We start from the raw sequence: 23,210 nt of genomic DNA on the forward strand, positions 1-23,210 counted from the left end.
TATACACTTGGCACAGGCTATCTGCCATCACGACTATTAGCTTTCGCAATGGACACTCCATGGATTACAGACGCATCAGAGGCATGGATTCAGGACAGCGCCTCGCATTTGAAGAACTCGTTTGCCAGCTAGCCCGACGTGAACCACCAGCCGCTGACGCGGAGTTCAGGCGAATAGAAGGTGCTGGAGGAGATGGGGGAATCGAGGCGTACTGGTTGCTCAGTGATGGAAGCGAGGTTGGTTATCAAGCTAAATACTATACGAAATCGGCTGATATAAACTGGGCTAACATTGACGACTCCGTGCGGCGAGCCTTGGAAACGCATCCAGGATTGTCCAGGTATATTGTCGCTCTCCCCTGTGACCTGACTGATAAGACTGGCAAGCAAGGTGGCGGCAACACAGGTTGGGAACGCTGGCACTCTCGAAAGGAAACATGGGGAAAGCTCGTTGCGCCGGGTAAACATGTCGACTTTATTGCATGGACGGCCTCAGAGATCACGGATCGACTCACCCATCCGAATGCGGAGGGGTTGCGCAGATATTGGTTCGGCGACGTTGAGTTCTCACCAAAATGGTTTTCCGATCACATTGACCTAGCAGTCAAATCGCTGGACGAAAGATACCATCCTGAAGACCATGTGGAAGTTGGCATTGAAAGAATATTCAAGGTCATATTACGAGACGATAGCATTGTCTCCGAGATCCAGGATCACTTTTCAAAAATACAAAAAGCCGCCCAACTTGGAGACATTGAGCAGTCATTCGAAGGCAGCTTAGAGCTTATTGAGAATATCCACGCCAAAACAATTGACTTGGAGAAACTTAGCCTCGCATTTACTTCAGACGCCTACAGAGTCTGGCCTGTAGCGGCAGCCTTAGAGATAATCGAGTCTATTTCAGAAAGCGTCCATGATCTAGAAAGAATTTTTTGGCGAGCGAAGCAAGAAAAGGCGAAGGAACCAAAGTCCAGCAGCTCCTCATTGGACTATATAGAGTACCGACTGCGAGATCTCAGTGGTGCAGCATACGCCTTCAGATCACTCATCGAGGGTCGATACATTTCTGCGGAATCAGGTCGCAGCATCTTCATATTTGGAAAAGCGGGAACGGGAAAATCGCATCTGCTGGGTAACGTAGCGCAGAACGCCATATCAGAGGGCAGAGCTGTCGTCCTGATACTTGGCCAACAGCTAAACGGCGACAGCGTCTGGGCTCAGTTTTCAAAGCGCCTGGGAGTCGGAGACATTAATCCTGACGCATTGCTTCAAGCACTGAGTGCCGCCGCAGACGTTACCGGCAAGCGCGGATTGATCCTGGTGGATGCGGTAAATGAGGGGGCTGGATTAACTCTCTGGCGTAATGAGCTTGCAGAGTTCGTGGCAAGAATCGAACGCCACCCGAACCTAACGCTGGCCTTCAGTTGTAGGACTGAATACATTCCTTACATTATCCCTCCTGCGGTAAGTGAGAAGGTTCCGGCGTTCCGAATTCGCGGATTTGAGACACAGGAAGAGCAGTCCAGAGCGGCTCGAATATACTTGGGAAAGCGCGGCATATCTCAACCGAACACCCCATGGTTAGCTGCCGAGTTTGTAAATCCGCTTTTTTTGCGTAGCGCCTGCGTTGCTCTTGAAAGGGAAAATCAAAAGTGGTTCCCCAAGGGTTTGGTCGGCACGAAGCAGGTTTTTTCGTTCTATACGAAGAGTATTGCTCGCAACTTGGGTGCCGGTAGGGATGGTAGCGATGAGTTGGTAAGGCCGACGAACCAGGCACTCGCTGCTATTGCATCAGAGATGGCTGCAAACAGACGGGACTATGTCCCGCATAGCGACGCCATACGTATCGTCGATGGGAGGTTCCACGCATACCCGGCACCTCCGGGAACCACATGGTTTGAAATTCTCCAGAGAAACGGATTATTCAGGCTTGATCCAGATCCCAGGGAAAGGAGAGCCGATCCTTTTGCCGCCCCTGAAGACATCGTTCGCTTCAGCTTCCAGAGACTTCAAGACCACTTGATGGCCTCAGTGATACTGGAGACGGTAATCAATCCTGCTGATGCACTGAAATCTGGTGCCCTGAAATTCATCCATGATGATGAAAGCATTCATGGTGACTGGGTGGGATTGGTCGACGCCCTGTCGGTGCAACTGCCTGAGCGTTTCAATCAAGAGCTGCTCGATCTGTTACCAGGCGATATCAATGCATGGGCGAATGATCCAGCAGTCAATGATGCCTTCATAGAAAGTCTTAGGTGGCGCAATAATGAGTCGTTCACCGACCGGACGCTCGAGCTATTCAACGCATTCCTGGAGGTTGAAGATGGGTATTTCGACATTATCATCCAGGTCAGCGCGAGTGCTGGGCACCCCTGGAATGCAGAAGCACTGCATAAGCGGCTAATTGTCCTTGAAATGCCGAAGCGGGACGCATACTGGACTGTGCACGCGAATATTCTCCCGTTAGACGAGGGGGCTACTGCCAGGCGGCTCATAGAGTGGAGCGCTCTCGAGCAAAGTGAGCAGACAGACTCTGAGGTACAGTACCTTTGCGCGATAATCCTCACATGGTTCCTTGCTAGCTCTAATCGGGAGCTGCGGGACAAGGCCACCAAAGCGCTTACCTCGCTGATGATCCGCAACCATTCTCTGTACGCGAAGCTTTGTGATGACTTCGCCGCAGTGGACGACTTGTATATCCTAGAGCGCCTGCACACAGCAGCCTTCGGCGCGTGCTGTGTCAGCAATTGTGAACGGCTTCTGCGCCCCTTTTCTGAGGTGACCTACAAGGCTGTATTCGACCGAGTGGACGTCCCCGCGTCCATCCTGCTTCGAGACGCCGCCCTTGGCATTATCGAGCTCGCAGCTTGCAAAAACTGCTTGCCGGAAACCGTGGACATTCAGAAGGCCCGTCCACCCTATAACTCGAGAAGCATTCGGCTTTCCGTTACAGAAGATGCGCTCGAGAAGGCTGCCAAGCATGCTGGCGACTCTCAGATACAGAGCTCATGCGCCCAGTGGGGTGGCGACTTTGGCTGCTATGAAATACGACCTCGCGTAACTTCGTTCCTGAATATCTCGCTGAGCACGCCTGAGCCCCTGACCCCCTCTGAAAGATCTGAAATTTTTGAGCAAGAAGTCATCGACCATTGCCCTGAACGCGTCGAACTCCTTGAGATGATGCATGCCTTCACGCCGACCCGTTTCCGCGATCTTCTTCAGCGCCGGCAGGGCACAACTGCACCTGATTACTCTGAAAGCTTTAAGGCGTGCGAGACACTCCTTCTAAGAATGCTGAGCACAGGTGAAAAGGCAAGGTATCGCAAGGAATATAAGCCGCGATTCAATGCCCCCGAGGAGCGGCCTGACCAGCTACCGCATATCGATGTGACTGCAGCCCAGCGCTGGGTCGCAAAGCGTGCCTATGGCCTCGGCTGGACGAAGGATTTGTTCCCCGAAGATCGGAGCAGGCGTCATGATTACAGTCGGGACAGACCGTTGGTTGAGCGTATTGGTAAGAAATACCAGTGGCTGGCTTTGGATGAGCTTCTCTGCAGCCTTGCGGATAACAAATGGATGTCCGAACGCGCCCTCCATGGATCGCGTCAGTATGCTGGGCCTCTCGATGTAGGTTTCCATCGAGACATAGATCCGACAATCCTACTAGCCTCCGAAGAGGCGCCTAGCCCGGAAGATTCCATTCCCAGATCCGAAATCACCATGCGACAGACCTCAGAACAGGAACTCGGGAAGTGGCCTTTCGAAGAGGATCCGGCTTTGGGTATGGCAAGCCTTGTCAGCAGGACGGATGCGAAGGGCCGGGCCTGGATAGTCCTACATGAGCATCGGTCGGTATCAGAGCGGTACAAAGATAAGTCCAGCCGCGAGCATGGGCTTAGAAAACAGGAGTGGCGCTTTTTACTGCCAGTAATCGTAAAGCGTGAGGATGAGCAGAGACTCATAAAATACATCCGTATGGAAAAAGAGGTTCGAGTAGACAACTGGTCAACCCGAAATGCGACGGACGATGGCTATCTGCTGGAAGCCCCTTGGCGTTCGACGTGGGATCAAGAGCAGTGGTCAACCATGGACTTTCACAATATTGGTGAGGTTGAGATTGCCTACCCGTGTTTCCGTTACCACTGGGAGTCTCATCTAGATGCGTCTCTGAACGACGGCGCTCACGCTCTGATACCTGCACCATGGCTCGCAAAACGACTAGGGCTGACGCCGCATCAGTCCAACTCAAACATATACGCTGACAGCTCTGGCAGAACACTTTTCGTCAGCGGGCAGAGTCCTGACGACGGCTCTCATGCTTTTATAGATCAGGGTCTGTTTGACTCCTTTCTCGAGGAAGACGGTCTGTCCTGTGTATGGATTTTTGTCACAGAACGGGGCGCTTGGCCAGGCGGTGGAAACAGCCATGCCTCCTGGCGTCGATCTGAAGGGGTCGTTTGGTTTAGCAAGCGCGCTCCACAGCTGCAACATTGGAAAAGGGATGTGGACAAGGGAGAGCCAGGAGAGGCATCCGACCTGGATTCCTGAATTAGGGGCAGCCGGAGTGGTCACCAGGTCGAGGTTCAGCATTAGTTAGCTGGGCTAGCCTCGACTTGATGGCTGATGACGGTTCGAACAGTGCGTAGCCAAACAGGAAGTAGCTCATGTCTAACAGGAAGAAAAAGCCAAATCGCTCCGGGAAAGTTACGTCGTCACTGGCAGATCACAAAAGGGTTGGCAAAGCGCTCATACCCCCCATTATGCAGATCACAGGGATGAGCTTCTCGTCATGGGCGAACAATCGCCTACCGGAGATGCTTTGGGCCTGCCTGGTCATTACCGTAATTCCCCGTGAAGAGGCAATCGAGGTTTTTCGGGACATCGCTTCCATCGGCATTCGCTATCGACGTGACGATGACCGCGAACAGGAGCCAAAAGAAGCACTGGGCTGGACGCTTCGCCACTCTGATTTGCCGAACCAGCCGAGAGAACTCTTCAACGCCCTCGTGAGCCGGGTGCTCCACTGCCATTCAGGCTTGCAAGCGTTGCGTCCGTTACTGCTCCTCGAAAACCTTCCAGGTCGAGACTGGTGGAAAGCAGCACTCGCTGCTGAAGCAACCGAGGACGACTGGCAGACCCTTGGCCAGGCGGTACTGAAAACCTTTGACCACCAGTCCCAAGAAGCAACGGATGTGCGCTGGTTAAGCGTACTGTTCAAGCTAGGGCTAGGGGAAATCTTCGTCATGGAGGAGATGAGGGAGCGGATTCAGGAAATTATCGAATATCCACACCGGGGAGATATGAGATCAGTCCGACCCTCCATTAGATCCATGGAAATGGCTGTAATCAGCCTTAAACCGGATCAAGAACCTAGCCTCTGGCCCGAATTATTTTGGGCTTACACACTGGAACATACCCACTGCCTCCCAGCTCCGTTGGAGGCCAGAGGTGAATCTGCCCATGACCCCAAAATCTTGGGCAAGACGATCAATGATGTCCGTGAAGGTTTACTGGCTCACTGGTTCACGAGCTTGAGCACCACTGGCCTGAATCAGAAACATGATGGCGTTTTCGGGTTCGGGTTCTTCGCTCTCGCCTGCTTAGCCGAAATAAGCATGGGGCCGTTGAGCTCAGCCATTACCGGAAGGCTACTGCTTCGATCTCTCACTGAGTGCAGGATCTCGCTGGCTTACCTAGTACGCTGTGGGAACGACGAGATGTGGAAAAAATTCCGTTCCTATGGCGCCGGCCAAGCCAAGCTGGCACTGCTCAAGCACGAGGAGATGGCCGGTCAGAAGGCTCGGTTTGTGACCCAACAGGCTTTGGAAACCTTGGCGAACGAAGACTACTTCCAAGAGTACGTGGAGATCGATCTGGGCCATTGGGCCGGTAAAGATCTTCGCAGGCTAGCAGAGGAGTCAGGCACGAAGGATGACTACGACAGGTACTACGGTTGGGCCTCGGGCTTCGTCCATGGACAATGGGGTGCAATAAGGGACAGTAACTTCACTCACTGTCTGAACCCTCTGCACCGGTTCCATCGCATCCCACTGCCATACCACCGGATGCTAGAACCTACCATTGCTGATGCGTTGCATTTAATAAATGCCATTCTTGCCGACGTGAACACTGCGTACCCTGGATTTGATACGCGCTTCGAGATCGAGGACGCACCGAGGGATGATGAGAACAATGCGGCGGCTCCTAAAGAGCCTGCATAGGCTGAGGTTTGGGGATAAACGGGATTCATCTGCTGGTTAATAATGATCCCGAATCGGGATATTAAGCCTCTAAAACTGGCTTAGTGTCCCTTTTCGGGCACATTACACGACCCTTCAATCTCGAGCCGTGTTTGGTCATTGTTTGAACAGCTTATCCAGTGTCACGAACGCAGCGCCTGTCTCTGCCGCTGCTCTTACTTGCCGCCCATAGCCCAATCTTTCGGAACCATCGTAGACGCTCCGCAGATTGCCATGCTAATTTCTATGCCCCTGATCTCCCTGGATCAAACGGTCGGCTCGTGAAGGCTCCAGTGCCACAGGTTGCAACACCACTTTTTCGCACGCATTTCGACGATAGTCAGCGGGCAGCCGACACCCTGACGCTACCGGAGAACTGCTATGCGCGTCCCAGTCTATCCAGACGACCTGATCCGAAATCGTGGCTTCAAAAGCCTGTCCAAGCAGTTGCAGCAGCACTGGTGTGGCCCAGCCCCAATCTCACTTGCAGATGCTCAAAAAGCGCTCGCGCAGGGACTAGGTTATCTGAGCTTCCACGATCTCAGCGAGACGTCAAAAGTCTGCCCGCCAGATGAGCCTGTGCCGCATGAAGCCGATGTCAGGAAGGCAATTGGTTCAGCCATCAAAGCTACCCTGCAGGCAGAAACATCGCCGCCTGTGGATCGACAGAAGCTGGAACGGCTCGTGAACGATCTCTCCCTGAAAAAACTCCTAGCCTTTAAACGTGTGCAGGTTTCTCCCGCTGCTGGTCATGGCCTACTACCAAAACTGGTTATCCAGACTCAGCAAGGGTTGATCAAAGAACATGTTCAGACCTTGGAAAAGATCCTTGCCGAATCGGGCGACTTGAGAGATCGGGCGCTGTTTGCATGCATGCTGGGTGGGCTGCGGGCAAACGAGTTCCTATCGGCGAGGATGCAACAGGGTGCTGCGGTGTATAGCGTGAAGAGCCGTGATACCAAGCATGTACTCGATGCGATTCCTGATAGGTACAGGTCGATACTTAAGGAGTACATCAAGGTCTCAAGGCTGTCAGACGGAGATTATCTTTTCCGTGCGGGTAATGCCTCTGGGCGTCCGCTGTCGGTTATAACTCTGAGAAAGATCTGTTTCTCCTGGACTCGCAAAGGGAATATTGATGCGAGCTTGCTCACACCTTATGGCATCCGCAAAACCACGGACAATTACGCCGACTTTTTGCGCGAAATGGGCGTGAGGATGGGCCACCACTCAGTGAATACGTCCTTGGCATATGGAGTCGGTTTGCCGAAAACCAGTAGCACTGTTCACTAGGCCTAACCTTGGGAATGGTTTCGCGACTAATTTGCGAGGCCATTGAGTATTCCTGTTTTGGGCGAGCCCCCTGTTGGGGTACGGCTGTCGTGAACCCAATCTTGGCTTCGCCAATGTTGGGCCCTCCGGGCGTCCATCCTCAGGACTTTGGCCCATCCTATGCCGGCGCGCTCCGCTTACGGTCACGACCGATACCTGAGCAACGCTCCAAGCCACTTCCTGCGAAACCAGCCCGACGATGCCCTTCCCGCTGGCTATTGCGAAGTGAATTTTCCTGACCTATGATCGGGTCAGGCGGTGATGGTCGCCTGGCGCCTGTTTCGCGAAGCAATAGCCCATCGTTTGACATCTTCCAGCATTACATCGGCATGTCCCTAACCAGACGCTGCCCGGTGAACAGGCAATCGGACACCTAAGCGTCGTAGATTTAGGAACCTTTGCCATGTCTGATTTTTCCCCGCTAAACATCTTCAAATCCCAAGCTAAAAAGCTTGCTCATGATCAGGGCCTGAAGCTTTCTGTCGCTCAAGAAACCCTTATTCAAAAAGCAGGCTTCGCTGATTACCATGAGTTTTCTGTAGTCGCCCAACGGAACCCCAAGGATGCGCGTCTGATGGTGGCTGTTTTTGGGATCAAAGACTTTCACCAAGCGATCCATGAAGACGACGTCTACGCCCATCTGGATCTAGAACTGGAGGATCAGCTCTCCGGCGCGATTGCGGACACCAATGCGAGTGGATTCACTATTGATACTCTTGAAATTGAAAACGCTGACTACAGCGACGCAACCGGGAAGCTTACTTTAGAAGTCTCCCTGACCTACCAGGGGCAGCAAGATCAGGAGAGGATGTATCACGGTGCAGCCTTCTATCTCAAAGCCACGGTCGAATTGCTACGCCGTGATGGTATATGGCTACTTGCTGACGAGGGCGTGGTCATCTCCAGCAGTGAGTCTGATGCTGATCGCGACCGTAGATCTGAATGGGAGCACTGGGCCCAAGTTGAAGAAGCTGAACGCGGCAACCGCAAAACCATGGCCCAGGCCCTGGCGAATGAGCTGGAGATTTCTATCGACGACGCAGAGCTTCTAGCCGATTCGGAGGTCACGGCCAACGAATCGGATGAGGGCCTCGTATACAGTTACTGGATCAATTTTGAACCCGTAGCCGAGGGTAAAGTGAGAGCAGACCTCCTAGCGCGATTCGGTTCTCTTGAGTACGAGCTTGGCCCGAACTTCTTCGACGATATTGAGCACGAATTCTGAGGTTGACCAGGTGATGGCCGGCGCAAACGCTGGCCATTCAAAACGCTCTCTGCTTTATCCAGCCAGTACAAAACAAGCTGCGCATGTCGACAAGAACCATGGTGCTCGTGGGGGACAGTGCGCATCGCCACTTTCCAGCTACGCTGAGGCTCCATGCCCACCGTAGATAGGGAATTCCGGCCATGCACTCCTTGAGCAAAATACACATCAAGAACTTCCGCTCGTGCAAGCAAGTGTTTTTGCCTCTGGGTGATTTCACCCCACTGGTCGGTCAGAACAACGCGGGGAAATCCACCATCCTCGACGCGATCAGATTGGTGTTAGCACCAAAGGCATTTGCGAAAACAGACGCTAATGACCCCAGCCAGCCAATCATCATCAGCGCCTGCGTGTCAGGGATTACAGAAGAGCTGATTGCACAAATCCCTGAAGCCAAACATCAAGCCGCGATTACCCCCTACTGCATCAACGGTGACCTTTGGATAAGGATTTCCGCATCAGGCTCGACTAAACCGACTGCGGAAGTCTGGGAAAATGCTGGTCTTGATGATCAAGGTCTTCCCACTTCATGGCGCTCCTATCCCACGGGCCTGCCTCAAGCCATTTCGGCATTGTTACCCGAAGCGCTGCACATCCGCGCCATGGATGATGTCCAGGAAGACTTGGGCAAAGGCAAAGCTGGGAGCACAATTCGTGGGCTGCTGGATGAAATCATGGCCCCCATCCTCACTGCTCATCAAGAGGTACAGGATGCACTCACAGCGGTCAGGAATATATTGGGAGCCGACGGTGAGAACCGATCCCCTCTACTGACTGAGTTCGATACCAGCGCCACTAATGCCCTCTCAAGCTTCTTCCCTGGTTTGCTATTGAACCTGGACGTACCGTCAATCGACGTTAAGGAGTTTTTCAAGAGCGGTGATCTGAACGTGACCGATGAGATATCTGGTCAAACCAGACGTTTCGATACCTTAGGTAGCGGTGCGCAGCGTGCGATACAAATGGCCTTGATCCGGCTTCTGGCGGATATCCGTAAAACTCGCGAGCAAGATCTTGCCCGTCGTCTCCTACTGATCGATGAGCCTGAGATTTTCCTCCACCCTCAAGGAGTCAGAGGCCTTCGGGAAGCACTACATGTGCTTTCGAAATCCGGCTACCAAGTCGTGTTCACGACCCATTCGCCCTTGATGGTGAGCAGGGACAACGCACCTGAAACGGTCATCGTACGTAGATCACGGGAGAGTGGTTCCGAGGTTCGCATTCCAATGGGAGCGGCAGTTGCGCAAGCAATGGCAGAGGCACAAGCCCAATCTCGAACCCTTTTCGAGCTCGGAAATATTGCTGAAATCTATTTCGCAGAAAAAGTAATTCTCTGCGAGGGCAAAACCGATCAGAGGTTGCTACCACTCATCTACGAAAAGCTCTACGGCGTCAGGCCTGAGCTCGAACGGATCTGTTTTGTTGCTCTCGGCAGTTGTACTTCGATTCCCAAAGGCTTTTCTGTCCTGACAGCAATGGGTATCAAATGCGGTGTGATCGCTGACTTAGATTTCGCGTTCACTCACGCCAGGGGGCCATGGCTACCGAAGGAATGCGAGGAGATGGATAACGTCAGATCTGTGCTTCAAGTGGTCGGCCAAACTCAGGGGTTCCTGATCGGTGGAAACGGACTGCCACAGAATTCTAGGGGAGGTTCAGCAGCTGACTGTTGGGCTGCTTTTGCGAGAACTGCAGACGGCCAAGCACTCGCTAATACTGCTCATGAAGCAATGAAAGGTTTTGCAACTTGGGTCTGGCCAATGGGGTGCATTGAGGATGCCTTGAGAATTGATGAGAAGGGAGAGGCAGCCATAATCGCTCAAGAAGACAATATCCGGAGCTGGCAACCGGAGATAATTGATCAAGAATATCCCGTTTTCCGAAGCACCCTAGATTGGATGCGAGCTATCTAATTGCGCACCTTGCAGCTGCTGAGGAATGCGACGTCTTCCTCACGATTGGTACGCCCCAACTTGCTTCAATTTTTCAGTCGATCACACGGCAGCAGTAAGGGCTATCGTCATTACAGGCCGCATTCCGTCTCTCAGTTAATGTGCCCGAATAGGGCCATTAAGCCTAAAAATGATAGTTAATGTGCCGTACTGGGGACATTAACCTTGCTCGTCACACGGGACATATCCGCAGCACTCGGCCTCCAAAAGGCGTTTAATACTCTAAGTCGCTAGGCTCATAGCGAGCCCAACGCAATGTAGCTATCGACATGAATTGCCTATAGCCAACTCACCGAGCTCAAGTATGGCTTTCGAACGTGGCAAAGTCAGAGCATCCTCTACCCTGGCACTACTTGTACGAATCCAGCAGCACTAAGACCACAATATCGGTATCAACCCGGCCAACACATCGTCCTGTCCCACGCGGAACGCCATGGTGTCCAATTCAAGTGGACACCATTTTCGAATTATCAAGCGGATCTACCGTGCCGAGTTGCCCGCAGTGTACTTTCATGGCACGGGACTGCTCCGGGGGTTGATGGTCGGCTTGCAGTGTTCATTGGTAACGGTTTACCACCAGGTTGCAGAGGATGACAGTTGTATCTACAGTCGCCCCGCTGTCCTGAGCGGGTGTGAGTTTCAACTTGTAAAAGGCTCCGCTGCCCTCAAGGTCGCTAGCAGCAGAGGAGATTTTCAAGCCTGCATACGCAGAGTCGCAAACCCTAGCAAAGTCTTCATTTCGAACAAATATGATCAGGGCAGCTTGGTCGTCGTGTCGAGTCAGATATCTACATATCTGCGAGACAGCGGCAACGAATGCCGCCTGTCCGCTCCATATCTTACATTCGACGACCAGTTCGTTGCCCGCTGTATTACCTCCTCGTTTTGGGGGTCTTTGGATCAGGATATCCGCACGGCCCTGATAATTATATCCTTCACTTACGCTTGCAAAACCTGCGTTTCTGAGCCCAAGTGCAAGCTGCGCGCGCAAGCCATTCTCGTCTTCGCGTTGGTGGAGTTGGATATTTTGTTCCCAATTATAGATCCACTGGGTTATTACCTGTATTGGATCAGCGGTTACCAGCGATTGGTACGAAGGTAGTTCGGCTAATTGGTCTAATAGATGTCGAACCATAGGGATTTTTTCCCATTGTTCTTCATACAGTTCAATCATATATCGAACGGTGTAATTATTAGGATAGTTGGCTTCGTAATCTGATCGGGCATCTGCTCCAATCTTCAGGTAGTCGCTTTCATTTGGAATGGCTTCCCTCACTTGCTCTATGTATTCATTTAGAAGCATAGAAGTATTCACATATTGCGTTTCTAAGCGTCCTGAGAGATACATAGACAGACTTCTACCCTCGGAATACAGTTCTCTAATAGGCGAGGTATGTGCCACATCAAAAGAGAATTCAGATTCGTTTTTGTAACGCACCCACTCCTGATCGTGGCTGGAAAATTTTGATTTCATGACTTGCAGGTGATTCAAGATGTTCTGTTGCATCGATTACTGCCTCGGTCAATTAGCTTTGAATATTATTTATCACGACTTGCATAACTAAACAGATCGAGCCTAGTAGTAGCCGCTTCGTACTCTGCCACCTCGTCGGTCACGCCCAGCGGCTTGCCGGTCAAGCGATAGAATCTACGCGCAAGCACCTTGGCTTCTTTCAAGATCTCTAGGATTTCATCCTGGATCAATGCAGCCTGCAGAGGTTCGTTGCCATGACTGAGTTCAGTCATCTGCAAACGCCTCGAGCGCAGTGAGCAGCTTGGCAAGCTCAGCCAGGTTGGCTGTCGTCACAATGTCATATTCTCCTCGACTACTCAGCCGATACACCTCTCGAGCCTTTTTGACCCGTTCCAGTAGAGGAACAACAATGCCTGACGCTCTTTCAAGAAATTCGTTAATGTCTGCCCGTGTTTGAGGGATCTTGTAGCCTTTGGCCGCGCTTGTGATGATGACGTCCGCATCGCGGAGTTTGGCAATGCCACTGGAGCGGACTCTCTGGCCGTTGACCTCTCCCAGTCCGCTATCTTTTAGATGGGCCATGATCTCCGTAGTCAGCACGTAATCCTTGGTGACGAATTCGCTCTGGAATCTCAAGAACCTCAAGATGCTCAGCTGCAGTCGCTCATCTTCATCGGGGTGCTTACCAACCCGCTCGCTAAAACGATCAGCCTGGCGGAGAGCTTCTTGGTGTACCTGGTAGTCTGCATACCCAGATTCATCCGTTGGCGGTGGCAGAAGAGACTGGTACTTGGATGGCCACTCAAGCATTCCAAGAGTCAGGCTGCGGAGGATTTTCTTGTAGGCAAGAACTGCTTCTTCCGAAGCTTTCTCTTCGTAGATCTGAGCGACTGAGCCAGCGAAGAAATCTGCAACCTGAACCAAAACGTTGTCCTTACTGGCCATCGTCTGGAAGGCATCCTTATCGCCAAATAGGTCGTCCACGAATCGTTCTGCAACGTAGCTTTTGAGGCTCTCCTGAAATTCCTGGCCACCATGCTCGTCTACGATCATCTGGAGGTCAGGGTATGTGCGGAACAAACGTTCATAGAGCAACCCGTTCACGTATTTTATGAACGAGGTCTTGATACGGAGCCCGCCGTCTTTGTGAATTCGGGATTTATCAACGACGGTGAAATAGAGCTTGAATGGCAGCTCAGCTAGCTCGTTGAGGATTCGGGCACGGCGATCTGAATCCTTCGGCTTCAGATTGCTGGATTTGATCTCGCCTGTTTGAAAATGACGCATGCGGAGTGCTTCAGCTTGGGCATAAGCAGCTTCCAGGTCTTTCTCTGCCACCAGAATGGAGCACACGACGAAGAAGCCCGAGCTTCCTCCCTTTGACGTATCAAGGTCGGAATTCCCGGACTCATCCACGAAGGCATAGGTTCTGTCCATGAGCTTGCTCCATCAACAACGTGCTGAGCGCAGTGGGTCGCCCAATGGCAAGGTGGCGAACTTAGTTCGTCGCAGTGGTAGTGCCTGAAGCGGGGCCTTCGCTGAACGTGTAGTTGATGACCACGTCATTTCGGATCAAGACGTCGAGCGTTTTCTGGGTGCCAGTAGTCGTCACCTTCATAGTGACCACATAGCTCTGGGCATGGGCTGAGCCATTGGTGTAGGTGTAGATCCACTTCTCGTCAGTCTCGCTGACTGCGCTCTTGGCGTAAGGCTCGCCGAATAGCGACTTCAACTCAGCAGTCGTGGTTTTGCCTTTGGTGATGCTCGCTACACTTGCCGACGGAAAGTCTCGACCTGCGGTGTAGTGGGATGTGGCGCAACCGCCGAGCGCGACACACATCCCAATGACTGCGATGAGCTTTTTCATATCTATCCTTGATCGGAGAAAGCTCCAAATCTAGCTGGCATCGAGGCTAAAAGCCATCACCACCTTGATCACCTGCGCTCGCGCTTGTCGACAGCTCATAGCACACCATCCTGCACTGGGGCTGCAGCGTTGTTCGCCCTCGAGATCCTCTCGGCATAAGGTGCCCTAATCGGCACATTAAGCCCTTAAACAAGGATTAATGTGCCGTTTTGGGATCACTACGCCAGCATTTATTCGGTGGGAAGCGCAAGGCTTGTGATGAAGCTAATCGCCACTAAAACGCACAAACCAACCAACAGCGGGATTGAACCAAATTTCTCTAGAACAAGTGCTGCTGCTACAGGGCCTGCAGCCTGGGCGATCAGCATGGGGCGAGCCAACAGCCCCATGCGTGTTCCGTAGCCATCAGCGCCGAATAGAGCCAAGGGTAATGTTCCGCGAGCAATGGTCAGAATTCCATTACCTGCTCCGTAAAGCGCCAGGGCTACGAAGGCTAGCCACGGGATGGCCGGTAAAAGTAGGGCAATACCCACCCCGCATAGCAGGATGGCGATACGAGCCGACCAGGTAGGGTGCAGGTTTCTCCCAATCGAAAACTCAGCAAGGCGTGCCACGACTTGAGATGGCCCAATCATCATTCCTATGGCTAATGCCGTTGAGGTTGCGATGCCAAGCAGTTTCAGCACATCAAGTAGATGGACTGAAACGGAGGAAATCACCAGGGATTGGAATGTCAGTAGCGCTGCCAGCAGGATGAATATGCGATTGGTTAATTTGCTGGCAGTTGCAGTGGACTGGATACTTGCAAGAGGTGCAGATTCATCTGGGGGGCCTTTCTCGCTGGGAATTGCCAGAAGATGGATTGGTAGACCAACTACCAGATGCGTTGCGGCTAAGGCAAAGCAGCTGTACCTCCACCCGATCTGGTGCTCTAGGCCTGCGATCAGTGGCCAGCCTAAGGTGCTGGCAAACCCACCTAGCAAGGTTAGACCAGTCATCGAGGCACGTGCATGGTCGCCAAGTAGTCGTCCGAGTGTCGAAAACGCTGCGTCATAAAGACCAGCAGCCATGCCCGCGCCGATCAGCGTCCATGCTAGGTAATAAACGGCTAAGTTACTGGCTAAGCCCATCAACAGCATACCCATCGCCAAAAATAACGAGCTAGCTGCCAACACGGGGCGTCCCCCACTTCGGTCGATCCATCGTCCCACCATGGGCGAGCAAGCTCCTGCGACCAGCAGTCCCCAAGACAATCCAATTACTACGCTCGTAACTGACCATCCTGTTTCTTTGGTGATTGGTGTCGCAAGAACTGCTGGCAGGTAATAGGTCGAACTCCAAGCGAGGATTTGTGCGATGCCTAATGCCCACACAAGCCTGAGTCGGTTGATAGGTTGCTGGCTGCTTTCTAGGTTTTTCACTAGCTACGGGCTCTTGTGTTTTTCAGACGTAAGCTGCTCAGTTTTGCGTTACAAGCGTGGGGGCGGCTTCCAAATTACGAGCTCGCTTTAGCAAATACGGGAGTATGTGTTCGGCATCAGGCCCCACGCCTCGTAGGGTTGCAGAGGCGAAGTTGCGTTGTTTGGGCAAGCCTACAAAGTACAAGCCTGGGACATGAACTGCTCGCCCGTCGCGTTGCGCCACTCGTCCCTGCTCATCCATTACTGGAAGGCCTTGGAGAAATGGCAGGTTCGGACGAAAGCCAGTGGCAAAAATGAGGCTATCAACGGTTTCATGCTGACCTTCGGCCCAAATCACGCCTGTTGAAGTGACCTCGGAGAACATTGCTGCTTGATTGAAGTCTCCGGATCTCAGAGCCTTTCTGTACGTGCCGTCGTCCAGTACAGGCGTGCTTTGATCGTTTAGCCACTTAGTTTTCTCTAGGCCTGTCCATTTCAACCAAGTATGAAAATCTGCTCCTAATATCCGTTGTGGCGCGAATCGAATCGCCTCTCGCGTGGCCAGAGTCACTGTTGCAACTTTGGATAAATCGTAAGCGATTTGTACAGCGGAGTTCGCAGCGCCAACTACGACGATGCGTTGCCCACTAAATGCTTCTGCATTCCGATAATGAGCACTGTGAAGCTGAGTGCCGCTGAAGTTTTTGAGCCCAGGGATATCGGGTACGTAGGGACGACTGAAGGCTCCTGAGGCCACGACCACCGCTCTCGCCCAGAAGCGTTGTCCGTTCGTTGCAGTGATCCGAAATCCTTCGCCTTCCTGACCTACGTTCGTGACCCTAATCCCTTGAAGGATAGGTAACCGGAAGAAGTCGGCATAACCTTCCAGATAACGCACTACTTCATTCCGAGAAGGGTAGTGGCCTGCTGTTCCAGGAAAAGGAAGTCCCGGAAGAGAGGAATATGCTGCTGGCGAGAACAATTCAAGGCTGTCGTAGTAATTACGCCAGTTCCCACCAGGCTGCGATTGCTCATCAAAAATGCGGAAATTGAGGCCGTGCTGCTTCAGGTGCCAACCGCTAGCCAACCCTGCTTGGCCAGCACCAATGACAACAACATCAAACATCTGATTATTTGCGTTCATGTATGCGCACTTATGCACGTATTTATACAAAAAAGGATTAGTCCTTTTTGCCTGGACAGCACAGCGGGGCGATGCTTTTGGTGTGGAGGAGGATGGCTTCTAGACGCTTGATAATGGCTGGGCCGTCCACTTCATAGAACATCTGGCGCCCTACCTTAGCAGCTCGAACAATCCCCGCTTCCAGTAGCACCTGAAGATGGCGAGATACAACCGAACGCTCCTGAGGCAACTCAGCTGCAATTTCAGTAACATCAGCGCGACCCAATAGCATGACGCGCTTCAGCACGGCGATTCGCGGTGGCTCACACAGGGCTTTGAAGAATGCGCCGTCCAACGATTCGATGGCGGCCTCAATAGCTTGGGTTCGGGTTTGTGATGTATTCATGAAGGAACTATATGTGCATGCACGTGCACATGTAAAGGGCCGGTCAATAATGGACACTACCTCCCAGGCTATCGGTTGGGCAGACTATCAGCCATTGTCGAATGGTAACGCCTTGCACATGTAGCAAGCCGAGCCAGGGCAAAGCCCCCTGAACTGCCCCGTCTGAGAAATCAGAGGTGGCGCTGAGCCTCGTTGATTTACTGCATAGCCCTGTTGCTCAAAAAAGCCTGACGCGGTTGTTGTCAGCAAATGAAATCGAGCGATTCCCTGCTCGGCAGCTATCGCTTCAATGACCCGAAGCACCGCGATACCGACCCCCTTCGATCTGTATGTCGACACTACGACCAAAGAACGCAACAACCCGTCCGTACCATGCGTTTCGAATCCTCCCCATGCGACCGTTTCACCGTCTAGTGTGAACTCAAAAAAGGTTCGGCCTGGAAGATCAATATCGTCTGCTGGAAGATCAGCAGATTTCAGCGCATCGCGAAAGCGCTGCCACTGTCCTCCGGCTATTTCCTTTGCCTGGATCATCATCTTCCCCTCCATTCTCTCATCTCCGTTATGCCGACACGCATGGAACGTTAGGGCGCATACCGAAGCAGTAAACATCATATTCGCTTTACCGAATATCTGCCAAAGCGTATATTCGATTTTCCATATGCATCGAGTTCAACCATGAGCCCTGCTATCAAAGTGCTTTTCGTGTGCGTTGCCAACTCAGCCCGCTCCCTGCTTGCAGAGGCTTTGCTGCGGCACACCGACCCGCGCTTCGAGGCCTTCAGCGCCGGATCCGAACCGTCTGAGGTTGATCCGCGCACGATTCAGGCATTGGAGGCAGTTGGGGTAGATGCAACGGGCCTGTGCAGCAAGTCCATCAGCGAGTTTCAAGCTGATCGATTCGATTACGTAATCACTCTTTGTGATAAATCCGCAAGCGAGTGCCTACCAATGCCCAGCGCAGCTGAAGTCATTGCCTGGGATTTTCCTGACCCAGTAACCAGCGATGATCCTGGCGCATTTCGCCACACGTTCCACGACATCCACGAGCGCATCAAGCTCTTCGTTTTGGTCAAGACCAAACACCTGGAGGATCTATGACAGAACCCATGACCCCCACCACCTTATTCAAGTGCCTGGCGGATGACACCCGAGCAAAAATTTCGCTGCTTGTCGTGAGTGAAGGTGAGCTGTGTGTCTGCGAGCTAACGGCAGCACTCGACCTGAGTCAGCCGAAGATTTCTCGTCATTTGGCGCTGCTGCGCTCTGCCGGTTTGCTGTTGGATCGTCGCCAAGGCCAATGGGTGTACTACCGACTGAATCCTGATTTGCCCGCGTGGGTGACTGCAGTTTTGAAGGAAGTGGTAGACGCCAATCAGCAATGGCTGGAAACCGAGGCTAAGCGCCTCTGCGGCATGAACGACCGCCCGATCAACCAAGCCGTGTGTAGCTGATTCACGCCCAACCGGATTAATGAAATGCTGATTGCCGTATTGATCTTTATCGCCACCATCGTCTTTGTCATCTGGCAGCCCAAGGGGCTGGGGGTGGGCTGGAGTGCGATGTTCGGTGCCATCGTGGCGTTGCTGGCAGGTGTCGTTACCCTTGCCGACATACCAGAGGTTTGGCGCATAGTCTGGAACGCTACCGGAACGTTCATCGCGGTCATTATTATTAGTCTGTTGCTTGATGAGGCAGGCTTTTTCAAATGGGCTGCGCTGCATGTCGCCCGATGGGGAGGCGGGAGCACCCGCAAGCTGTTCGCATTTATCGTCCTGCTGGGCGCAGCGGTGTCGGCCCTGTTCGCCAATGACGGAGCAGCATTGATCCTCACACCCATTGTGATCGCGATGTTGCTGGCGCTGCGTTTTTCTCCTGCTGCTACGTTGGCATTCGTTATGGCAGCCGGTTTTATCGCCGATACGGCGAGCTTACCGCTGGTGGTTTCCAACCTGGTCAACATCGTTTCTGCCGACTACTTCGATATCGGCTTCAACGAATATGCTTCGATCATGGTGCCGGTAAACATCGTCAGCGTGGCGGCGACGTTAGCCATGCTGATGTGGTTTTTCCGCAAAGATTTACCAAAGACCTATGACCTCAACCAACTGGACAATCCGGACGAGGCAATCCACGACCGGGCCACTTTTGTAGCCGGTTGGTGGGTGCTGGCACTACTGCTGATCGGCTTCTTTGTCATTGAGCCATTGGGGGTGCCAATCAGCGCCATTGCAGCGGTCTGTGCATTCATTCTTTACGTCATCGCGGCTCGTGGTCACGCCATCAACACAAGCAAGGTGCTCAAAGAGGCGCCATGGCAGGTGGTGATTTTTTCTTTGGGTATGTACCTGGTTGTTTATGGCCTGAAGAACGCCGGCCTGACCGACCACATCGCGCAGATCCTGAACGTGTTCGCCGGTTATGGCGTTTGGGGCGCGTCCCTTGGTACAGGGCTGCTGACAGCGTTGCTGTCTTCGATCATGAACAACATGCCCACCGTTCTGGTAGGCGCCTTATCCATTCATGCCGCCGAAGTCGATGGTGTTGTCCAGCAAGCGATGGTTTACGCCAACATCATCGGCTGCGACCTGGGCCCGAAGATCACCCCAATTGGGAGCTTGGCAACTCTGTTGTGGCTGCACGTGCTCGCCCGGAAAAATATAACGATCAGCTGGGGTTACTACTTCAAGACCGGGATCGTGCTGACCGTGCCCATCCTCGTCGCCACATTGTCCGCCCTGGCACTGCGCCTCAGTTTTTGAATCAAGGAATCGTCTGATGAAAGTCTTGTTCATGTGCACCCACAACAGCTGCCGCAGCATCCTGTCCGAGGCGCTTTTCAACCACTTGGCGCCCGAGGGTGTAGAAGCCGTCAGCTCAGGAAGTTTTCCCAGTGGACGGGTGAATCAACGGGCATTGCAAACACTGGAGGAGGCGGGTATTTCCACGGCGGGCTTGAGCAGCAAGGCTTCGGATGCTTTTGAAGGTTCGCCTCCAGACATCGTGATCACTGTCTGTGACCGGGCAGCGGGTGAGGCATGCCCAATCTTCTTTGGGCCAGCTTTGAAGGCGCATTGGGGGCTGGCCGACCCATCTGACGCTAGCGGGTCGGAAGCCGAGATCACCGCAGCGTTTGAAACCACACTCGCCAAAATTCACGAGCGCGTGAGCGCATTTCTTGCGCTGCCACTGAAGACCATCAGCGCTGAACAGTTGAAAGCTGAACTGAATCGCATCGGTTCGCTTTAAAGATCAACCGAGGCGGTGCCCAACCTGGCGTCGCCGTAGGAGTTTTTATGCAAGACACATTGCCGAACGTACACGCCGACCTGATCGAAATTCCGTCGCTGGAGCAACTGGAGCCGCGTACACCGTCACTCCATAAGCCTCGAATCTTGCTTCTGTATGGATCGACGCGAGAGCGCTCTTTCAGCCGGTTGGTGACTCAGGAAGCAGCCCGCTTGTTGGAGGAGTTTGGCGCCGAAACCAAAATCTTCGATCCCTCGGGTTTGCCGCTGCCGGACGATGCTCCGGATACACATCCCAAAGTCGCGGAATTGCGCGAACTCATGCAATGGTCTGAAGGACAGGTGTGGTGTTCGCCTGAGCGGCACGGCTCTATGAGCGCAGTATTCAAGGCCCAGATCGACTGGGTTCCGCTTGCGATTGGTGCTGTTCGACCTACGCAAGGAAAGACCCTTGCAGTAATGCAGGTCTGTGGTGGCTCGCAATCTTTCAACGTGGTCAACCAACTACGGGTATTGGGGCGGTGGATGCGCATGTTCACCATCCCAAATCAATCTTCGGTGGCCAAGGCGTTTACCGAGTTCGACGAGACAGGCCGTATGAAACCGTCCTCGTACTACGACCGACTGGTGGACGTGATGGAAGAGCTGATGAAGTTCACGCTGCTGTTGCGGGGTCGCCAGGACTACTTGGTTGATCGCTACTCCGAGCGTAAAGAGTCAGCTGAAGAGCTGTCCAACCGCGTCAACCAGCGCTCCATTTAACGTCACCGCGAGGAAACGGTATGAGTCAGATAACGATCTATCACAACCCGCAATGTGGAACCTCTCGCAATACTTTGGAACTGATCCGCAACAGCGGAGAAGAGCCGACTGTTATCGAGTACCTAAAGACACCACCTGACCGCACCACGCTTGTCAGGTTGATCAAGGATATGGGTATCGAGGTGCGGGCCCTCCTTCGTATCAAAGGCACTCCTTACGAGGAGCTGGGACTGGGCGATACGTCACTTACTGATGACCAGCTCATCGATGCCATGATGGCTCATCCCATCCTGATCAATCGCCCCATCGTTGTGACGCCTTTGGGTACACGCTTGTGTCGTCCGTCAGAGGCAGTCCTCGACCTTCTGCCGCAGGAGCAGCGCGGCAGCTTCGTCAAAGAAGACGGACAAGTCGTCATTGATGAGAATGGCCGTAGGGTTTAAACCGATGTAAAGCAGATAGGCCTGGAGAGATGCTGGTGAATCAAAACTCGAAATTTGATGTAGTGGTCATTGGAGGTGGCCAATCCGCGCTCACCGTAGCCTATTTTTTGAGGCGTACAGGCCTTTCCTACGTATTACTCGACGCCGAGTCGGCACCGGGAGGGGCCTGGCGGCATGGGTGGGATTCTCTGAGACTATTCTCGCCGTCTGCTTGGAGCTCAATTGCCGGCTGGCCCATGCCAGCAGTATCCGAGGGGACTCCTGGGCGGGACGATGTTGTCGACTATCTAACTCAGTACGAGCGCCGATATGACTTCCCCATCATCCGTTCCACGCGGGTGACCCATGTCGAGAACATCGAAGGCGGGTTGCGCGTTTTTTCCGGGGATACTTACTGGGATGCCAATACGGTCATCAGTGCAACAGGCACGTGGAGCAGTCCGGTTATTCCAACCTATCCAGGGCAGGAGCTTTTCGAGGGGCAGCAAATCCATTCCGCCCATTACGTTGGGCCGAGAGAGTTCGAAGGGAAGGCAGTGCTGGTCGTTGGCGGTGGTAACTCGGGTGCCCAGATTTACGCCGAAGTTTCAAAGGTGGCTCACGCAACCTGGGTGACTCAGCAATCGCCAAAATATCTTCCAGATGAGGTCGATGGCCGCGTCCTGTTCGAGCGGGCCACTGCTAGATTGAAGGCGCAACAAGATGGGATTGAGCCTCAACAGCCCGTTGGAGGGCTGGGAGACATTGTAATGGTGCCACCGGTAAAGGAAGCTCGCGAACGCGGCGTGCTGAACACGGTGCGGCCATTTACGCATTTCACCTCAACAGGTGTTGTGTGGCCATCGGGGGCCGAGACGAAGATCGATGCCGTCATCTGGTGTACTGGATTTTCTCCAGCGCTCGACCACCTGAGCAACCTGGGTATCGTTGGCGATGACGGCAAAGTCGCCGTGAATGAAAACCGGAGTGTTGCTTCACCTAATCTGTGGCTGGTGGGCTACGGCGATTGGACGGGGCTTGCCTCTGCAACATTGATCGGAGTAACCCGCACCGCTCGAGATGTAGTCAACCAAGTCCAAAGCTATCTCACTAGCGAATCCTGATGGCTCGCGACGCAAATCGAGTGTGCCTACTGTGATGCGACTTCAAGCTCAGGAAAGAGAATAGGCTCCAGTGGAGGAGTTGCCGGGCACAACCCGAGTCGCCAGTAGCCGACGTCGTGCCATTTCCCAAGCTTGAAGCCTACCTCCGGATATGTACCGATATGGACGAATCCCAGCGACTCGTGCAGACCCACACTCCCTTCATTGGGCTGCGCAATTCCGGCATAAGCTGCGCGAAACCTCTGCTTTTCAAGAATCGGAAGCAACGTCTCATAGAGCTCACGGCCAACCCCCTGACGGCGAGCCGACTCGGCTATGTAAACCGTCACGTCCACAGCCCACCGATAGGCCGGACGAGCGCGATGTTGGCTTGCGTAAGCATAGCCCTTGATCTCTCCTCCCTCTTCGGCCACCAAGTAGGGATATGTCAGAAGCGTTGTCGCTATTCGCTGAGCTATTTCCTCAGCGCTTGGCGGAATCTCTTCGAACGAGATGGCCGTTGTTGAAACGATGGGAGCGTAAATGCGCTGGATGGCTACAGCATCAGCCACCAATGCCGTACGGATTTTCAAAGCCATGTAAGTCTTCCCTGATT

The 23,210-nt window shown here is 53.2% G+C and carries 21 protein-coding genes; 12 read left to right on the forward strand and 9 right to left on the reverse strand.

Going from position 1 to position 23,210, the window contains the following annotated elements:
• Window positions 1-59 precede the first annotated feature (59 nt).
• The 5 genes from KW062_RS27805 (at window position 60) to KW062_RS27825 (ending at window position 10,750) form a co-directional block, all read left to right on the forward strand.
• Window positions 60-4,550, forward strand: coding sequence for an AAA family ATPase (locus tag KW062_RS27805; protein WP_105753682.1), 4,491 nt, complete (start codon window positions 60-62; stop codon window positions 4,548-4,550).
• Between the two features lie 116 nt (window positions 4,551-4,666).
• Window positions 4,667-6,223 carry a DUF5677 domain-containing protein gene (locus tag KW062_RS27810; RefSeq protein WP_105753681.1) on the forward strand — a complete coding sequence of 519 codons (1,557 nt, stop codon included), beginning with the start codon at window positions 4,667-4,669 and terminating at the stop codon, window positions 6,221-6,223.
• 399 nt (window positions 6,224-6,622) lie between these two features.
• Entirely contained in the window at window positions 6,623-7,534 is a 912-nt protein-coding gene (locus tag KW062_RS27815) for a site-specific integrase (RefSeq protein WP_105753680.1), read from the forward strand.
• Window positions 7,535-7,976: 442 nt separating this feature from the next.
• Window positions 7,977-8,798, forward strand: coding sequence for a hypothetical protein (locus tag KW062_RS27820; protein WP_105753679.1), 822 nt, complete (start codon window positions 7,977-7,979; stop codon window positions 8,796-8,798).
• A 182-nt stretch (window positions 8,799-8,980) separates the two neighbouring features.
• Window positions 8,981-10,750, forward strand: coding sequence for an ATP-dependent nuclease (locus KW062_RS27825; RefSeq protein ID WP_105753678.1), 1,770 nt, complete (start codon window positions 8,981-8,983; stop codon window positions 10,748-10,750).
• 595 nt (window positions 10,751-11,345) lie between these two features.
• Here KW062_RS27825 and KW062_RS27830 read toward each other — a convergent pair.
• The 8 genes from KW062_RS27830 to arsN2 form a co-directional block, all read right to left on the reverse strand.
• A complete protein-coding gene (locus KW062_RS27830; RefSeq protein WP_146118200.1) occupies window positions 11,346-12,296 on the reverse strand; it encodes a hypothetical protein in 951 nt (316 codons plus the stop codon).
• Window positions 12,297-12,328: 32 nt separating this feature from the next.
• Window positions 12,329-12,535: a hypothetical protein gene (locus tag KW062_RS27835; protein ID WP_105753676.1), complete on the reverse strand. Its 207-nt coding sequence runs from the start codon at window positions 12,533-12,535 to the stop codon at window positions 12,329-12,331.
• Complete coding sequence (locus KW062_RS27840; RefSeq protein ID WP_105753675.1) at window positions 12,528-13,700, reverse strand: DUF3800 domain-containing protein; 1,173 nt, start codon at window positions 13,698-13,700, stop codon at window positions 12,528-12,530. Before KW062_RS27840 ends, KW062_RS27835 begins: the two co-directional genes overlap by 8 nt.
• A gap of 61 nt (window positions 13,701-13,761) precedes the next feature.
• Window positions 13,762-14,130 (reverse strand): hypothetical protein, encoded by a 369-nt coding sequence (locus KW062_RS27845; RefSeq protein ID WP_105753674.1) that lies wholly within the window; start codon window positions 14,128-14,130, stop codon window positions 13,762-13,764.
• Between the two features lie 230 nt (window positions 14,131-14,360).
• Entirely contained in the window at window positions 14,361-15,551 is a 1,191-nt protein-coding gene (locus KW062_RS27850; RefSeq protein ID WP_105753673.1) for an MFS transporter, read from the reverse strand.
• A 37-nt stretch (window positions 15,552-15,588) separates the two neighbouring features.
• Window positions 15,589-16,674, reverse strand: coding sequence for a flavin-containing monooxygenase (locus KW062_RS27855; RefSeq protein ID WP_105753672.1), 1,086 nt, complete (start codon window positions 16,672-16,674; stop codon window positions 15,589-15,591).
• A 37-nt stretch (window positions 16,675-16,711) separates the two neighbouring features.
• Window positions 16,712-17,059 carry an ArsR/SmtB family transcription factor gene (locus KW062_RS27860; RefSeq protein WP_105753671.1) on the reverse strand — a complete coding sequence of 116 codons (348 nt, stop codon included), beginning with the start codon at window positions 17,057-17,059 and terminating at the stop codon, window positions 16,712-16,714.
• 87 nt (window positions 17,060-17,146) lie between these two features.
• Entirely contained in the window at window positions 17,147-17,596 is a 450-nt protein-coding gene (gene arsN2 / locus KW062_RS27865; RefSeq protein WP_256350853.1) for an arsenic resistance N-acetyltransferase ArsN2, read from the reverse strand.
• A gap of 141 nt (window positions 17,597-17,737) precedes the next feature.
• Between arsN2 and KW062_RS27870 the strand changes: the two genes are divergently transcribed.
• The 7 genes from KW062_RS27870 to KW062_RS27900 are packed head-to-tail and all read left to right on the forward strand — an operon-like array spanning window position 17,738 to window position 22,615.
• On the forward strand, window positions 17,738-18,160 hold the full coding sequence (locus KW062_RS27870; protein WP_105753669.1) for an arsenate reductase ArsC: 423 nt from the start codon (window positions 17,738-17,740) through the stop codon (window positions 18,158-18,160).
• A complete protein-coding gene (locus KW062_RS27875) occupies window positions 18,157-18,513 on the forward strand; it encodes a metalloregulator ArsR/SmtB family transcription factor (RefSeq protein ID WP_105753668.1) in 357 nt (118 codons plus the stop codon). Before KW062_RS27870 ends, KW062_RS27875 begins: the two co-directional genes overlap by 4 nt.
• Before the next feature lie 24 nt (window positions 18,514-18,537).
• Window positions 18,538-19,821 (forward strand): arsenic transporter, encoded by a 1,284-nt coding sequence (locus KW062_RS27880; protein WP_105753667.1) that lies wholly within the window; start codon window positions 18,538-18,540, stop codon window positions 19,819-19,821.
• Between the two features lie 16 nt (window positions 19,822-19,837).
• The gene (locus KW062_RS27885; protein WP_105753666.1) at window positions 19,838-20,308 is read left to right on the forward strand and encodes an arsenate reductase ArsC; all 471 of its coding nucleotides are present in this window, start codon (window positions 19,838-19,840) and stop codon (window positions 20,306-20,308) included.
• 47 nt (window positions 20,309-20,355) lie between these two features.
• Window positions 20,356-21,069 carry an arsenical resistance protein ArsH gene (arsH, locus tag KW062_RS27890; RefSeq protein ID WP_105753665.1) on the forward strand — a complete coding sequence of 238 codons (714 nt, stop codon included), beginning with the start codon at window positions 20,356-20,358 and terminating at the stop codon, window positions 21,067-21,069.
• A 20-nt stretch (window positions 21,070-21,089) separates the two neighbouring features.
• Window positions 21,090-21,512 carry an arsenate reductase (glutaredoxin) gene (gene arsC / locus KW062_RS27895; RefSeq protein WP_105753664.1) on the forward strand — a complete coding sequence of 141 codons (423 nt, stop codon included), beginning with the start codon at window positions 21,090-21,092 and terminating at the stop codon, window positions 21,510-21,512.
• A 29-nt stretch (window positions 21,513-21,541) separates the two neighbouring features.
• Window positions 21,542-22,615, forward strand: a complete 1,074-nt coding sequence (locus KW062_RS27900; RefSeq protein WP_105753663.1) for an ArsO family NAD(P)H-dependent flavin-containing monooxygenase — start codon at window positions 21,542-21,544, stop codon at window positions 22,613-22,615.
• A gap of 26 nt (window positions 22,616-22,641) precedes the next feature.
• On the opposite strand, the gene KW062_RS27905 is transcribed toward KW062_RS27900, so the two are convergent.
• The gene (locus KW062_RS27905) at window positions 22,642-23,193 is read right to left on the reverse strand and encodes an arsinothricin resistance N-acetyltransferase ArsN1 family B (protein WP_105753662.1); all 552 of its coding nucleotides are present in this window, start codon (window positions 23,191-23,193) and stop codon (window positions 22,642-22,644) included.
• Window positions 23,194-23,210 lie beyond the last annotated feature (17 nt).

The organism is Pseudomonas fluorescens, from assembly GCF_019212185.1.
GTDB lineage: Bacteria > Pseudomonadota > Gammaproteobacteria > Pseudomonadales > Pseudomonadaceae > Aquipseudomonas.